The organism is Streptomyces sp. NPDC051218 (assembly GCF_044455475.1).
Taxonomy (GTDB): Bacteria; Actinomycetota; Actinomycetes; order Streptomycetales; family Streptomycetaceae; genus Streptomyces.
This window is the reverse complement of sequence record NZ_JBITEU010000008.1, coordinates 309,440-324,782: the sequence shown is the minus strand read 5'-3', so window position 1 is coordinate 324,782 and position 15,343 is coordinate 309,440. Positions and strand designations below refer to the sequence as shown.

13 protein-coding genes are annotated in these 15,343 nt (G+C 70.0%); 10 read left to right on the top strand and 3 right to left on the bottom strand.

The window, feature by feature from the left end:
- Positions 1 to 203: 203 nt before the first annotated feature.
- Genes ACIBCK_RS24970 through ACIBCK_RS24960 form a run of 3 tightly spaced genes read left to right on the top strand, consistent with a single transcriptional unit; the run spans position 204 to position 3,930 of the window.
- Entirely contained in the window at positions 204 to 1,016 is an 813-nt protein-coding gene (locus ACIBCK_RS24970) for an SAM-dependent methyltransferase (protein ID WP_399393646.1), read from the top strand.
- Positions 1,013 to 3,148, top strand: a complete 2,136-nt coding sequence (locus tag ACIBCK_RS24965; protein ID WP_399393644.1) for a putative bifunctional diguanylate cyclase/phosphodiesterase — start codon at positions 1,013 to 1,015, stop codon at positions 3,146 to 3,148. Before ACIBCK_RS24970 ends, ACIBCK_RS24965 begins: the two co-directional genes overlap by 4 nt.
- Before the next feature lie 29 nt (positions 3,149 to 3,177).
- Complete coding sequence (locus ACIBCK_RS24960; protein WP_399393641.1) at positions 3,178 to 3,930, top strand: VOC family protein; 753 nt, start codon at positions 3,178 to 3,180, stop codon at positions 3,928 to 3,930.
- A gap of 65 nt (positions 3,931 to 3,995) precedes the next feature.
- Here the strand turns inward: ACIBCK_RS24960 and ACIBCK_RS24955 are convergent, their stop codons facing one another.
- Complete coding sequence (locus ACIBCK_RS24955) at positions 3,996 to 4,874, bottom strand: LysR family transcriptional regulator (RefSeq protein WP_399393640.1); 879 nt, start codon at positions 4,872 to 4,874, stop codon at positions 3,996 to 3,998.
- Between the two features lie 132 nt (positions 4,875 to 5,006).
- On the opposite strand from ACIBCK_RS24955, the gene ACIBCK_RS24950 reads away from it, so the two are divergent.
- From ACIBCK_RS24950 to ACIBCK_RS24935, 4 genes are all read left to right on the top strand, one after another.
- Positions 5,007 to 5,678: a succinate dehydrogenase gene (locus ACIBCK_RS24950; protein ID WP_399393947.1), complete on the top strand. Its 672-nt coding sequence runs from the start codon at positions 5,007 to 5,009 to the stop codon at positions 5,676 to 5,678.
- 3 nt (positions 5,679 to 5,681) lie between these two features.
- The gene (locus ACIBCK_RS24945) at positions 5,682 to 7,640 is read left to right on the top strand and encodes a fumarate reductase/succinate dehydrogenase flavoprotein subunit (protein WP_399393639.1); all 1,959 of its coding nucleotides are present in this window, start codon (positions 5,682 to 5,684) and stop codon (positions 7,638 to 7,640) included.
- The gene (locus tag ACIBCK_RS24940) at positions 7,637 to 8,383 is read left to right on the top strand and encodes a succinate dehydrogenase/fumarate reductase iron-sulfur subunit (protein WP_399393638.1); all 747 of its coding nucleotides are present in this window, start codon (positions 7,637 to 7,639) and stop codon (positions 8,381 to 8,383) included. The genes ACIBCK_RS24945 and ACIBCK_RS24940 overlap by 4 nt, the downstream gene beginning before the upstream one ends.
- Before the next feature lie 78 nt (positions 8,384 to 8,461).
- The gene (locus ACIBCK_RS24935; protein WP_399393636.1) at positions 8,462 to 9,973 is read left to right on the top strand and encodes an acyl-CoA synthetase; all 1,512 of its coding nucleotides are present in this window, start codon (positions 8,462 to 8,464) and stop codon (positions 9,971 to 9,973) included.
- A 13-nt stretch (positions 9,974 to 9,986) separates the two neighbouring features.
- Here ACIBCK_RS24935 and ACIBCK_RS24930 read toward each other — a convergent pair whose 3' ends face one another.
- Positions 9,987 to 10,886 carry a LysR substrate-binding domain-containing protein gene (locus tag ACIBCK_RS24930; protein WP_399393634.1) on the bottom strand — a complete coding sequence of 300 codons (900 nt, stop codon included), beginning with the start codon at positions 10,884 to 10,886 and terminating at the stop codon, positions 9,987 to 9,989.
- Positions 10,887 to 11,031: 145 nt separating this feature from the next.
- Between ACIBCK_RS24930 and ACIBCK_RS24925 the strand changes: the two genes are divergently transcribed.
- The 3 genes from ACIBCK_RS24925 (at position 11,032) to ACIBCK_RS24915 (ending at position 14,446) form a co-directional block, all read left to right on the top strand.
- Positions 11,032 to 12,042: an aldo/keto reductase gene (locus ACIBCK_RS24925; protein ID WP_399393632.1), complete on the top strand. Its 1,011-nt coding sequence runs from the start codon at positions 11,032 to 11,034 to the stop codon at positions 12,040 to 12,042.
- Between the two features lie 94 nt (positions 12,043 to 12,136).
- Entirely contained in the window at positions 12,137 to 12,931 is a 795-nt protein-coding gene (locus ACIBCK_RS24920; RefSeq protein WP_367047225.1) for an SDR family oxidoreductase, read from the top strand.
- 12 nt (positions 12,932 to 12,943) lie between these two features.
- Positions 12,944 to 14,446 (top strand): FGGY-family carbohydrate kinase, encoded by a 1,503-nt coding sequence (locus ACIBCK_RS24915; protein WP_399393630.1) that lies wholly within the window; start codon positions 12,944 to 12,946, stop codon positions 14,444 to 14,446.
- 10 nt (positions 14,447 to 14,456) lie between these two features.
- Here ACIBCK_RS24915 and ACIBCK_RS24910 read toward each other — a convergent pair whose 3' ends face one another.
- Positions 14,457 to 15,329, bottom strand: coding sequence for a family 16 glycosylhydrolase (locus ACIBCK_RS24910; protein WP_399393628.1), 873 nt, complete (start codon positions 15,327 to 15,329; stop codon positions 14,457 to 14,459).
- Positions 15,330 to 15,343 lie beyond the last annotated feature (14 nt).

Below are 15,343 nucleotides of genomic sequence, written 5' to 3'. Positions count from 1 at the left end.
GAACCTCGCGTACGGTCTACCGGTCCGTTCCTTTCCCCCTCCCGGGGGAGGAACGGACCGGTTCTTTGGGTTGATATTCGGCACTTGCCACAGGCAGTGACCGAGAACGGACGGCCAATTTCCGTTTTGACTCGCTCCTTTGGCGGACGATCAGTAGCCTCGCTTCGAACACCGGCTCGTCTCGCCTACGTCTTGGAGTCCTGATGGAGCGTCCCGCCTGGGCCCCGCAGGGCATCGACATCACGATGCCCAGCGTGTCCCGCATCTACGACTACTACCTGGGCGGTTCGCACAACTTCGAGGTCGACCGGGAAGCAGCCCGCCGGGCCATGGAGTTCATGCCGGGGCTGCCGAAGATCATGCAGGCGAATCGTGCCTTCATGCGCCGAGCGGTGCGTTTCGCCGTGGACGAGGGCATCACCCAGTTCCTCGACATCGGTTCGGGCATCCCCACCTTCGGCAACGTCCACGAGGTCGCGCGGCGGGCGGACCCGGAGAGCCGTGTGGTCTACGTCGACCACGACGCGGTCGCCGTCGCCCACAGCCGGGCCGTGCTCGACGGTGACGACAAGACGGCCGTCGTCGCCGCGGATCTGCGCAAACCGCAGGACATTCTGGGCAGTTCGGAGGTCGAGGCGCTGCTCGACCTGGACCGTCCCGTCGCCCTTCTTCTCGTCGCCGTCCTGCATTTCGTGGAGGACGCGTACGATCCCTGTACAGCGGTCGCCGAACTGCGGGACGCACTCGCCCCCGGCAGCATGATCGCCCTCACGCACGCCTCGTACGAAGGGATGCCGATCCCCGCCGAGCAGGCCGGTCAGGCCGTCGGCGTCTACAAGGACATCCGCAATCCACTGATCATGCGCTCGCGCGAAGAGATCGCGCGGTTCTTCGAGGGATACGACATGGTGGAACCCGGCCTCGTGCCGATGCCGCGCTGGCGGCCCGACACCGCGCCCGAGGAGGAGGATCCGTACGCCTTCTCCGGGTTCGCCGGCGTGGGGCGCAAGGCATGAGCGGGGAACCGGACGGCCCCGAGGACAGAGTGCGCAGGTTCGCCACCATATGGAGCCGTGCCATCTTCCCGGTGACGGCGACCTCGCTGACCCGTCCCGAGTTCGAGCAGCAACTGGTGCCGCTGGCACGGAGGTTGCGCGCCGCGCTGCACGAGCGGATCTTCGAGTCGGCCGAGGGCCAGGCGATCGGCGCCGCGCTCGTCGGCACGCACTGCACCGACCCCGAGGCGCTGAGCCGCACGCTCGACTGCGTGGACGCCTACCTCGTCCTGTACTGCGGCGACGACGGCCCCCAGGAGGAGCTGCGGGCCCGCTCCGCGCGCCTGCAGCACGCCGTGGCCGCGGGCTTCGCGGCAGCCCTTCGCGAGCGGACCCTCATCGAGCAGGAGGCGATATCGCGGGCCGCCCTGGACGCGCGCAGTGCCGTCGCCGAAGCCCTGCACGCCAGCGAGGCACGCTTCCGTGCCGTCTTCCACGGCGCGGCGATCGGCATCGGCATCGCCGACCTCACCGGCACGGTCCTCGAGGTGAACGACGCGCTGGTCCGGATGTTCGGCGGCCTGGAGAACCAGCTGCGCGGACGCAACGTCGCGGACTGGACGCACCCGGACGACTCACCCCACGTATGGAAGCTCTACGACGAGCTGGTGCGCGGGGAGCGCGAGCACTACCGCGTGGAGAAGGCCTTCTACCGGCCCGACGGCACGGTCCTGTGGACCAATCTGACGGTCTCGCTGCTGCGTGACGCGGACGGAGTGCCGCAGTACCAGCTGGCGTTGATGGAGGACACCACCGAGCGGCGGCTGCTCAACCTCCGCCTTCGCTACGAGGCCACGCACGACGCGCTCACCGGCCTGCCCAACCGCACCCTGTTCTTCGAACGCCTGGAGAAGGCCCTCGCGGCGGGTGACGGCGCACGGTTCGGGCTCTGCTACCTCGACCTCGACGGCTTCAAGACCGTCAACGACAGCCTCGGCCACGCGGCGGGCGACCGGCTCCTCGTCGAGGTCGCCGACCGGCTCCAGTCCTGCGCCACCGCGCCCGGCGAGATGGTCGCGCGGCTCGGCGGCGACGAGTTCGTGGCGCTGACCACCGGCCGTGACACGGAGGCCGAGGTGGACGAACTCGCGGGCCGCATCATGCACGCGCTCTCCACGCCCATCCGTGTCGAGGGCCGCGAACTGACCGTGCGCGGCAGCATCGGCATCGTCGAGGGCCCGGCGGGGGAGCGCGGCGCGGCGGAGGTGCTGCGCAGCGCGGACATCACGATGTACCGCGCGAAGTCCGCGGGCGGCAACCGCTTCGAGCTCGCCGACCCCGAGGCCGACGCCCGCGCCATCACCCGGCACGGCCTGACCACCGCGCTGCCCGCCGCCCTGGAGCGGGGCGAGTTCTTCATCGAGTACCAGCCCCTGGTGCATCTGGGCGACGGCAGCGTGCGCGGGGCCGAGGCGCTGGTGCGGTGGCTGCATCCGCAGCACGGCATCATCGGCCCGGACCGCTTCATTCCGCTCGCCGAGCACACCGGTCTGATCGTGCCGCTCGGCCGCTGGGTCCTGGAGGAATCGGCACGCCAGGCCCGCACGTGGAAGGCGCGGCACAAGGACGCGGGCCCGCTGCGCGTGAACGTGAACCTCTCGCCCATGCAGCTGAACCACCCCGGCCTGGTCTCGGACACGGTGGAGATCCTGGAGCGCGTCGGGCTCGAACCGGGCGCCCTGTGCCTGGAGGTCACCGAGTCCGCGCTGATCGGTGCCGACGACGACCTGCTCAAGCCGCTGCGGCGGCTGGCCGAGATGGGCGTGGACATCGCGCTCGACGATTTCGGCACGGGTTACTCGAACCTCGCCAACCTGCGGCGCCTGCCGGTGAGCATCCTCAAGCTGGACCGCTCCTTCACGCAGGGCATGCAGCACTTCCCCGCAGACCCCGTCGACCTGAAGATCGTCGAGGGGATCGTCGCGCTCGCCCACAGCCTGGACCTCGCGGTCACGGTGGAGGGCGTCGAGACGGGCGCGCAGGCGGATCAGCTGCGAGAGTTGGGCTGCGACACGGCGCAGGGCTGGTACTACGCGCGGCCAGGACCGCCGGACCAGCTGCACGAACTCGCGCTGGCGGACGCGGTGAGCTGAGGAGTACGAGGAGTACAAGGAGTACGAGGATGTCCGACGGAGTGATCCAGTGGGTGTACGCCTTCGTGGACCGGCCCGAGGACCGGTTCGCGAAGGCCCATGACTTCTGGGCGGCGGTCACCGGCACGCGGCTCTCCGCGTTCCGCGGCGACGACGACCAGTTCGTGACGCTCGTTCCCGACGGGGCCGACGCCGTACTGAAGGCGCAGGCGGTCGACGGCTCCGGCGGCGCTCACCTCGACTTCGCCGTGGAGGACGTGGCCGCCAAGGCGAGCGAGGCCCGCGCGCTCGGAGCGACCCCGGTCTTCGCGGAGGAGGGCCTGGAGGTTCTGCGCTCTCCGGGCGGACAGCTGTTCTGCGTGGTGCGGTGGGAAGGCGAGCGGACGCGCCCCGAACCGCTCGCCGCGCCGGACGGCACCACCAGCCGCCTCGACCAGGTGTGCCTGGACGTGCCGCCTGCGGTGTGGGAGGCGGAGAAGGGATTCTGGCCCGCGTTCACGGGGTGGCCGGACCGCCCGGGTTCGCGCCCCGAGTTCCACCTCGTGGAGCCCGACCCGCGACTGCCGATCCGGATCCTGCTCCAGCGCCTGGAAGCGGGGTCGGCCGGGGCGCACCTGGACTTCTCCTGCTCGGACCTCGACGCGGACCGCGCCCGTCACGAAGCGCTCGGCGCCGAGACGGTGTGGCGCGGCCCGCACTGGATCGTGATGCGGGATCCGGCGGGCGGCACGTACTGCCTGACGATCAGGAACCCCGAGACGGGCACCTTGAGCGCCCCGTAAGGGGCGCGGGGAACTGCGCGGCCAGCCCCCACCGGGCCCGCAGGTGCAACACGGCACCGGAGCGCCTACCGCTCCAACAGCATCCGCTGCAGCTCCCGCGCAGCCCGTGGCGGAGCCACATCGCTGCGGTGGGCGAGCGCGATCGTGCGGTGCAGGGTGGGTCGGGCCAGCGGAGTCATCCGTAGGCCCCGCCCGGCCCGCTCGGCCACCATGCGGGGCACCACCGCGACCCCGAGCCCGGCCTGCACGAAGCCGAGCACCGCGTCCATCTCGCCGCCCTCGACCGCGAACTCCGGCTCGAACCCCTCGGCCCGGCACGCTGCGACGGTCAGCTCACGCAGGTCGTAGCCGTGCCGGAACATCACGAGCCGCTCCCGTTGCAGATCGGCCACCCGCACCGACTTGCCGCCGAACTTCCGCGCCTCCGGCGACGACACCACGACCAGGTCCTCGCGGAGCAGCTCCACGGTCGTCAGAGCCGGGGACGGCGACGGCAGCGGCAGCACGACGATCGCCAAGTCCAGGGCGCCGCGCGCCAGTTCCCGTACGAGGTCGTGGGAGCCGCCCTCCTCCAGGAGGAGCTGGATGCCGGGGTGCCGGTCATGGAAGGCGCGAAGCACCTCGGGCAGCAGCCCCGTGCAGACACTGGGCGTCGCCCCCAGGCGGATCCTGCCGCGGCGCAGCTGGGCCAGCTCCTGGACCTCGATCCGCGCGGTGTCGGCGTCCGCGAGGATCCGGCGGGCCAGCGGCAGGAGCGCCTCGCCCGCGTCGGTCAGCGCGATGTTCCCGCGGGCCCTGCTGAACAGCTCGGCGCCCAGCTCCTTCTCCAGGGCGCGCACCTGCTGGGAGAGCGAGGGCTGCGAGACGTGCACCTGCTCGGCGGCCCGGGTGAAGTGCCTGGTCTCGGCCACCGCGACGAAGTAAAGGAGCTGCTGGAACTGCATACACGGCAGGATACGGCCGATGATAGCCACTCGCTATCGAGATGAGCTGATCCATCTCTTGGACCGATCGGGACTTTCGGCCTTAGCGTCAGTCCCATGGCTCTGGCAACGCGGACGGACCGACGGCCGTCGATGACGCGCACGATCTGGGACTCGTCCGTCGGCAAGAAGACAGTGATGGCAGTGAGCGGCCTGATCATGCTGCTCTACCTGATCGCCCACATGATCGGAAACCTGAAGATCTTCTTCGGGCCCGAGGAGCTCAACCATTACTCGCACTGGCTGCGCACGGTCGGCGAGCCCTTCATGCACTACGAGTGGACGCTCTGGCTGATCCGTGTCGTCCTCGTGGCCGCCGTCGTCGCGCACGCCACCTCCGCCTACCAGCTGAGCCGTCGCGACATCAAGGCGCGCCCCACCAAGTACGTGAACAAGAAGGCGGGCACGAGCTTCGCCACGCGCACGATGCGCTGGGGCGGGATCATCCTCGCCCTGTTCATCGTCTGGCACATCCTCGACCTGACGACCGGCACCGTGCACCCGGGCGGTTACGAGCATCTGCACCCGTACCAGAACCTCATCGACACGTTCTCCACGTGGTACGGCAACGTCATCTACATCGTCGCCGTCATCGCCCTCGGCTTCCACGTCCGCCACGGACTGTGGAGCGCCGCGCAGACCCTCGGCGCGGGCCGGGCGACCCGCGACCACGCCCTCAAGATCATCGCCAACGGCCTCGCGCTGGTCCTGACGGCGGGCTTCGTCGTCGTCCCCGTGGCCATCATGACCGGAGTGGTGAGCTAGCCGATGAATTCCTCTCGTGAGTACGCCGATTACGCGACCGGGGAGCCGGTCGTCGACACCAAGGCCCCGGCCGGGCCCGTCGCCGAGCGCTGGGACACCCGCCGCTTCGAGGCCAAGCTGGTCAACCCCGCCAACCGTCGCAAGCACACCGTGATCGTCGTCGGCACCGGCCTCGCGGGCGGTTCCGCGGGCGCCACACTGGCCGAACAGGGCTACCACGTCGTGCAGTTCTGCTACCAGGACTCACCGCGCCGCGCCCACTCCATCGCCGCGCAGGGCGGCATCAACGCCGCGAAGAACTACCGCAACGACGGCGACTCCGTCCACCGGCTCTTCTACGACACCGTCAAGGGCGGCGACTTCCGCGCCCGCGAATCCAACGTCCACCGCCTCGCGCAGATCTCCGTGGAGATCATCGACCAGTGCGTCGCACAGGGCGTGCCGTTCGCCCGCGAGTACGGCGGCCTCCTCGACACCCGCTCCTTCGGCGGTGTACAGGTCTCCCGGACCTTCTACGCGCGCGGCCAGACGGGCCAGCAGCTCCTGCTCGGCGCCTACCAGGCACTCAGCCGGCAGATCGCGGCGGGAAACGTGGAGATGCACCCGCGCACCGAGATGCTCGACGTGATCGTGGTCGACGGCCGGGCCCGCGGCATCGTCGCCCGCGACCTGATCACCGGCAAGATCGAGACGTACTTCGCGGACGCGGTGGTCCTGGCATCGGGCGGCTACGGCAACGTCTTCTACCTGTCGACGAACGCCATGAACTCCAACGCCACAGCCGTATGGCGTGCGCACCGGCGCGGCGCCTACTTCGCCAACCCCTGCTTCACACAGATCCACCCGACGTGCATTCCGCGCACCGGCGACCACCAGTCGAAGCTGACGCTGATGAGTGAGTCGCTGCGCAACGACGGCCGGATCTGGGTCCCGAAGGCGCAGGGCGACGACCGCCCGGCGAACAAGATCCCCGAGGACGAGCGCGACTACTACCTGGAGCGCATCTACCCCTCCTTCGGCAACCTCGTGCCCCGCGACATCGCCTCGCGCGCCGCCAAGAACGTGTGCGACGAGGGCCGCGGGGTCGGCCCCGGCGGGCAGGGCGTCTACCTCGACTTCGCCGACGCCATCAAGCGGATGGGCAAGAAGGCGGTCGAGGCCAAGTACGGCAACCTCTTCGACATGTATGCGCGGATCACCGACGAGGATCCGTACAGGGCGCCGATGCGGATCTACCCCGCCGTGCACTACACGATGGGCGGACTCTGGGTCGACTACGACCTGCAGACCACCGTCCCCGGCCTGTTCGCGGTCGGTGAGGCCAACTTCTCCGACCACGGCGCGAACCGGCTCGGCGCCTCGGCCCTGATGCAGGGCCTCGCCGACGGCTACTTCGTGCTGCCGTCCACGATCAACGACTACCTCGCCCGCAACCCGCACCACGACGCCGTGACCGACGAACACCCCGTCGTACGCGCGGTGCTGGACGAGACGACGGACCGCATCAGCCGTCTCCTTGCCGTCGACGGCGACCGCACCCCCGACTCCTTCCACCGTGAACTCGGCGAACTGATGTGGGAGTTCTGCGGCATGGCCCGTACGGAGACGGGTCTTCGCAAGGCCCTGGAGCGCATCCCGCAGATCCGCGAGGAGTTCTGGCGCCGGATCAAGGTCCCCGGCATCGGCGAGGAGTTCAACCAGTCCTTGGAGAAGGCGAACCGCATCGTCGACTACCTGGAGCTCGCCGAGCTGATGTGCCTCGACGCCCTGCACCGCGCCGAGTCCTGCGGCGGCCACTTCCGCGAGGAGTCGCAGACGCCGGACGGCGAAGCGGCGCGCGTGGACGAGGAGTTCTCGTACGCCGCCGCCTGGGAGTTCACGGCCACGGGTGAGGCTCCCACCCTCCACAAGGAAGACCTCGTCTTCGAGTACGTCCACCCCACTCAGCGGAGCTACGCATGAAGCTCACCCTGCGCGTCTGGCGCCAGCAGAACGCCGACGCCGAAGGCGCCATGTCCACCTACCAGGTGGACGGCATCTCGTCCGACATGTCCTTCCTGGAGATGCTGGACACCCTCAACGAAGAGCTCATCGTCAAGGGCGACGACCCTGTCGCCTTCGACCACGACTGCCGTGAGGGCATCTGCGGGGCGTGCTCGCTCGTCATCAACGGCGACGCGCACGGGCCCGAGCGCACCACGACCTGTCAGTTGCACATGCGGTCGTTCAAGGACGGCGACACGATCGACATCGAGCCGTGGCGTGCCGCTGCCTTCCCGGTCGTCAAGGACCTGGTCGTCGACCGCTCGTCCTTCGACCGGATCATCCAGTCCGGCGGCTACATCAGCGCCCCGACCGGCGCCGCCCCCGAGGCCCACGCGGCGCCCGTGCCGAAGCCCGACGCGGACTTCGCCTTCGAGCACGCGGAGTGCATCGGCTGCGGCGCCTGCGTCGCCGCCTGCCCCAACGGCTCGGCGATGCTGTTCACCTCGGCGAAGGTCAACCACCTGAACGTCCTGCCGCAGGGCGCGCCCGAGCGGGAGACCCGTGTTCTGGACATGGTCGCGCAGATGGACGAAGAGGGCTTCGGCGGTTGTACGTTGACCGGTGAGTGCGCCACCGCCTGCCCGAAGGGCATTCCGCTGCCCTCCATCTCCGCGATGAACAAGGAGTGGCTGCGGGCTACAAGGAAGGTGAGCCGCTAGGGGCAGTGGGAGCCTGCGGGTCGTTTGTGGCTTGTCGCGCAGTTCCCCGCGCCCCTTCGGGCCGCGTACCGTCTGCGCATGCACCCGGGAGCGTACGACCCCGCCAGGACGGCCGTCGTCACCGCCGACGGCACACGGACCCTCACCTATGGCCAACTCGAAGAACGCTCCCTGCGGCTCGCGGATCATCTGCGGGCCGCAGGCCTGCGCAGGGGCGACCACTTCGCCCTGCTCGGCGACAACGACCCGCGCGCCCTTGAGGTCTACTGGGCGGCGCTGCGCTCGGGCCTCTATCTCACCGCCGTCAATCACCACCTGACGACGGACGAGGCCGCCTACATCGTCCGGGACTGCGGAGCGAAGGCGCTGATCGTCTCCGGCTCGCTCGCCGAACTCGGCGCGGCGGTCATGGAGTTGGCGGGCGGCCCGCCGATCCGGCTCGGCCTCGACGACGGAACGTACGAGAAGGCCCTGGAGTCCGCGTCCGCCGAGCCGCCCGCCCACCAGCCGCGCGGCACCGACATGCTCTACTCCTCGGGCACCACGGGCCGCCCCAAGGGGATCAAGCCCGCGCTGCCCGAGGGTGACGTGCGCGAGGAGCCGAGCGCCTACGTACTGATCTTCCAGGCCATGTACGGCTTCGGCGAGGACACCGTCTACCTCTCGCCCGCGCCGATCTACCACGCGGCGCCGCTGCGCTTCTGCGGGGTCGTCACGGCGCTCGGCGGCACCGTCGTGCTCATGGACACCTTCGACGCGGAGGGCGCCCTGGCGGCGGTCGAACGCCACCGGGTCACGCACAGCCAGTGGGTGCCCACCATGTTCGTACGGATGCTGAAGCTGCCCGCGCAGGTGCGTGAGCGCTACGACCTGTCGTCGATGAGGACCGCCATCCATGCCGCCGCGCCCTGCGCCGTCGAGGTCAAGCGGCGGATGCTGGAGTGGTGGGGGCCCGTCCTGTACGAGTACTACTCGTCGACGGAGGGCAACGGCATCACCTTCATCTCGCCCGAGGAATGGCTGCGCAAGCCCGGCTCCGTCGGCAAGGACGGACTCCTCGGTGAACTGCGGATCTGCGACGAGGCGGGCGAGCTGCTGCCGAGCGGCGAGACCGGCACCGTCTACTTCGAGCGCGAGGAACTCTCCTTCCGCTACCACAACGACGACGTCCGCACCCGCGAGGCCCAGCACCCCGAGCATCCGAACTGGACCACCACGGGGGACATCGGACACGTCGACGAGGACGGCTATCTCTTCCTCACCGACCGCAAGGCATTCATGATCATCTCGGGTGGTGTGAACGTCTACCCGCAGGAGGCCGAGGACTGTCTCGTGCTGCACCCGGCGGTCGCGGACGTCGCGGTGATCGGGGTGCCCGATCCGGAGATGGGGGAGGCCGTCAAGGCAGTGGTCCGCCCGGCCGACGGAGTGACCACTGGGCCCGAACTGGAGCGTGAGCTGGTCGCGTTCGTGCGCGAGCGCATCGCCCACTACAAGGCTCCGCGCTCCGTGGACTTCACGGACTCGCTGCCACGGACGCCGACCGGGAAGCTGGCCAAGTCGTCGCTGCGCAGGTCCTATTGGGAATGAGGGCCCGCGGGCGTCAGTCGAGAGTGGCGCTCGCCAGGACCGTCTCGCGGAAGGAGGCCACCACCGGCCGCAGATCGACGGCGTGCCAGGCCGCCCACAGGTGAACGGACGTCTCGTGCCAGGGCAGTTCACGTACGGCGATACCCTCCGCCGCGCCGCGCACCATGCTCTTCTGGATGAGCGCCAGGCCGAGACCGGAGGCGACGAGGCCGAGCGCGGTGAGCGGTTCGGCGGCCTCCAGGCGGATGTCGGGGGTGAATCCGGACGCCACGCACGAGGCGAGGAAGGTGTCACGCCAGGCCGGGTCCTGGGTGTTCTCGACCGCGATCCACGCCTGCCCGTCCAGGTCGCCCGGCGTCAACTCCTCCCGCGCGGCCAGGGGATGAGCCGCGGGCAGCGCGAGCAGCAGCGGGTCCTCGACGAGGGGCGCTGCCAGCAGGTCCGGATCGTCACCCGCCGGTGGTTCCCGGACGAGGGCGATGTCGAGGCTGCGCTGGCGCAGGCCCTCGAACTGTTCCGCCGCCGAGAGGCTGTAGAGCGCGACGTGGATGCCGGGACGCTCCTCCTGGAGGGTGCGCAGCGCGCCCGGCAGGACGCCGGTGTGCATGGCGTCGCCCACGTATCCGATGCAGAGCCCGCCCTCCTCGCCGCGGCCGAGCCTGCGCCCGAGGTTCTCCAGACGGTCGGCGTGCCGCAGCAGGGCGCGGGTCTCGCTCAGGAAGACCCGGCCGTCGGCGGTGAGCCGGATGCGCTGCTGGCTGCGCTCGAACAGGACCAGACCGAGCTGCTTCTCCAGCTGGGCGATCTGGCGGCTGAGCGGTGACTGCGAGATGTGCAGGGCTTCCGCCGCTCTGCCGACGTGTTCCGTCTCGGCGACGGCCATGAAGTAGCGCAGTTGTCGCAGGTCAAGCATGTAAGACCTCGGGGGACTCAAGTATGTCCAAGCGAGTCTTGGACAGTCTCAAGCATCGATCCTAACCTCGAACTCGCAAGGCCGACGGATCCCCCGAACCTCAAGGAACCGTCGGAAATCCACCACCCGCGAGGACCCACCCCCCATGAGCATCAAGCACCTCCTCCCCGGAGCGCTCGGCTTCGGCACCGCCCCGCTCGGCAACATGTTCCGCGCCATCCCCGACGAGGAGGCCGCGGCCACCGTCGAGGCCGCCTGGGACCAGGGCATCCGTTACTTCGACACCGCCCCCTTCTACGGCGCGGGCCTCTCCGAGATCCGGCTCGGCGACGTCCTCGCGGGCCACCCCCGCGACGAGTACGTCCTGAGCACGAAGGTCGGCCGCGTCATCCTGGACGAGGCCGAGGACCCCACGGCCCGCGACCTCGGCGAGAAGGGCGGGCTCTTCGAGCACGGCCGCCCGAACAAGATGGTCAACGACTACACGGCCGACGCCACCCTCCGCTCCATCGAGGACAGCCTGAAGCGGCTCAGGACGGACCGGCTCGACATCGTGTGGGTGCACGATGTGGCGCAGGACTTCTACGGCGACGAATGGCTGGCCGCCTATGAGCAGGCCCGTACGGGCGCCTTCCGCGTCCTGGACCGGCTGCGCGACGAGGGTGTCATCAAGGCCTGGGGCCTTGGCGTCAACCGCGTCGAGCCGCTCGAACTCACCCTCGACCTGGACGAACCGAAGCCCGACGCCTTCCTCCTCGCGGGCCGCTACACCCTCCTGGACCACGACCGCGCCCTTCAGCGCCTGCTCCCGGCAGCCGCCGCCCAGAACGTCGACATCGTCGTGGGCGGCCCCTACAGCTCGGGGATCCTCGCCGGCGGTCAGCACTTCGAGTACCAGAAGGCGCCCGCGGAGATCGTCGCCAAGGTCGAGCGCATCAAGGCGCTCACCGAGCGGCACGGCGTCGGCATCAAGTCCGCCGCCCTGCAGTTCTCCCTCGCCCACCCGGCGACGGTGGCGGCGATCCCCGGAGCGACGAAGCCGAGCCGCATAGCCGAGGACGTGGCCGCGCTCGCCGAGACGGTACCGGCCGCGTTCTGGACGGACCTGCGCGAGGAGCAGCTGATCGCCGCGGACGCGCCGGTGCCCACGACCTGACCCGGCCGCGGAGTGATCTACTGGGCCCGGGGGACAAGGCAGGGCCACGCTCCGAAAGCTCACCCAGTCGCACCGCAGCAGGAGGTAACACAGCATGCTCGTCGATCTCTCCGGCAAGACCGCCCTCGTCACCGGATCGACCCAGGGAATCGGGGCGGCCATCGCGGTCGGCCTGGCCAAGGCCGGTGCCCGGGTGGCCGTCAACGGACGGTCCGCCGCCTCCGTCGACAAGGCCGTCGACCGGCTGAAGGGGGAGCACGGCGCCGCCGAATTCCTCCGGGCACCCGGTGACATCTCCACCGACGAGGGCGCCGCCCAGGTCTTCGCGGCCGTTCCTCAGGTGGACGTCCTCGTCAACAACCTCGGCGTCTTCGGCGCCGAGCCCGCCCTCGACATCAGCGACGACGAATGGCGCCGCTACTTCGAGGTCAACGTACTGACCGCCGTCCGCATGATCCGTCACTATCTGCCGGGGATGAAGGACCGCTCCTGGGGGCGGATCCAGAACATCGCCAGCGACTCGGCGCTCGTCACCCCCGCCGAGATGATCCACTACGGCATGTCGAAGACCGCGCTCCTCGCGGTCTCCCGGGGCTTCGCGAAGGAAGCCGCCGGATCGGGTGTGACCGTCAACTCCGTGATCGCGGGCCCCACGCACACCGGTGGCGTGGAGGACTTCGTGTACGAGCTGGTCGACTCCGACCTGCCCTGGGACGAGGCGCAGCGGGAGTTCATGGTCAAGCACCGCCCGCAGTCCCTGATCCAGCGGCTCATCGAGCCGGAGGAGATCGCCCACATGGTGGTCTACCTCAGCTCCCCGCTGGCCTCCGCCACGACGGGCGGCGCGATCCGCGTCGACGGTGGTTACGTGGATTCGATCGTCCCGTAGCATCCCGTGGCCATGACCACCGCCACCGTGCCCCGCACCGGATTGCTGCTCGGCGTCGACATCGGGACGTCATCGTCCAAGGGCGTCCTCGTGCGCCCCGATGGCACGCTCGTCGCCCAGGCGCAGCGCGAGCATTCGACGTCCACTCCGCACCCCGGCTGGTTCGAGCACGACGCGGAGCGTGTCTGGTGGGCCGACTTCCGTGCTCTGGCACGGGAGTTGATGGCTCACCTGCCCGCGGGTGACACCCTCGCCGCGGTCGGCGTCAGCGGCATCGGCCCCTGTCTGCTCCCGGTCGACGAGAACGGCACGCCGGTCCGCCCGGCCATCCTGTACGGCGTCGACACCCGGGCCGGCGCGGAGATCGCCGAGCAGAACGAGCGCTACGGCCCCGACGAGATCATCCGCCGCTGCGGCTCGCCCCTGACCAGCCAGGCGATCGGCCCCAAGCTCGCCTGGCTGCGCCGCCACGAACCAGCGGCCTATGGGGCCACCCGCCGCTGGTACATGGCGAGTTCGTACCTCGTGCACCGCCTCACCGGCCGGTACGTCCTCGACCACCACTCGGCGAGCCAGTGCACCCCGCTGTACGACCTGGCCGCCCGCCAGTGGATGGATGACCGCTGCGAGGAGATCGCCCCGGGTCTGGCATGGCCCGAGCTGGTCTGGCCCTCCGACGTCGTCGGCGCCGTGACCCCGCGGGCCGAGGAGCTCACCGGCCTCCCCGCGGGCACCCCTGTCGTCGCGGGCACGGTCGACGCCTGGGCGGAGGCGGCCGGTGTCGGCGTCGCCGCACCCGGTGACCTGATGCTCATGTACGGCACGACGATGTTCCTGGTCGGCATCCTGCCGGAGCCGCTGACAAGCCCGCACCTGTGGGGCACGGCGGGCGCGTTTCCCGGGACGTACTGCCTGGCGGCCGGCATGGCGACCTCGGGCGCGGTCACCGGATGGCTGCGTGACCTCACCGGTACCTCGTACGAGCAACTGACCGCGGAGGCCGGGGCGTTGCCGCCCGGCGCCGAGGGGCTGCTGATGCTGCCGTACTTCGCGGGGGAGCGCACCCCGCTCTTCGACCCCGACGCGCGGGGGCTGGTCCACGGTCTGACGCTGCGGCACGGCCGGGGCCATCTCTACCGGGCCGCCCTGGAGGCCACCGCGTACGGCGTGCGGCACAATCTCGCCGCCATGACCGACGCGGGTGCCACCGCCGAACGCCTGGTCGCGGTCGGCGGTGGCGCCCGTGCGCTGTGGACCCGGATCGTCTCCGACGTGACCGGACGCGAGCAGCATCTGCCGCGCCACACCATCGGCGCCGCGTACGGTGACGCCTTCCTCGCGGCGGTCGGCGCCGGGCTCGCCGGGCCCGGTGACATCGCGCACTGGAACCCGACGGTCGAGGTGGTCGCGCCAAACGCCACCACCTCGGCCGTCTATGACCCGCTCTACGAGCTCTATCTGGACCTGTATCCGGCGACCCGCGAGGCCGCGCACCAACTCGCGCGCCTCAACTAGCGCGACTGGTCTAGTTGTTGGTGGTCACGTGCACGTAGTCGACGACGAGCTGCTGCGGGAAGCTCGTGCTGCCGTCCGGGTCGCCGGGCCAGTAGCCGCCGATCGCGAGGTTGAGGATCAGGAAGAACGGCTTGTCGAAGACCCACTGCTTGCCGCCGAGGTCGGCGGGGGTGCGGGTCTGATAGACGTTGCCGTCCACGGACCACGTGACCTTGTTCGGTGACCAGTCGACCGCGAAGGTGTGGAACTTGTCCGCGAACGCCTCGCCGCCGGGCAGGGTGTAGCCGGCGCCGATGGCGCCCGACCCCGAGTAGCCGGGGCCGTGCAGGGTGCCGTGGACCGTGCTCGGCTCGAAGCCGACGTTCTCCATCACGTCGATCTCGCCGCTCTGGGGCCAGCCCACGCTGCCGATGTCGGCGCCGAGCATCCAGAACGCGGGCCACATGCCCTGCCCCCGCGGCACCTTCATCCGGGCCTCGACGTGGCCGTAGGTCTGCGTGAACTTGCCGGAGGTGTTGAGGCGGGCCGATGTGTACTCGCAACGGCCGTACCAGCACTGGTAGTTCTCGGGGTTCTCCTTGCGGGCGGTGATGACCAGGTTGCCCTGGCCGTCGAGGGCCGCGTTCTTGTTGCCGGAGGTGTAGAACTGACGCTCGTGATTGTTGACGTTGTCGCCGGTCTCGATCTGCCACTTGCTGCCGTCGACCGCGGAGCCCGCGGCACCGTTGAAGTCGTCGGTGAAGGTGGCGGCCGCGGCGGCACCGGCGGTGGGGGAGGGGGCCGCCGACGCTCCGGAGGGGAGTCCGGTGAGGGCCGTGGCACAGCAGGCCAGGGCGGCGGTGGTGAGCGCCGCACGGCGGCGCCAAGAGGTGTGCACTGTCATCACATCGCTTCACG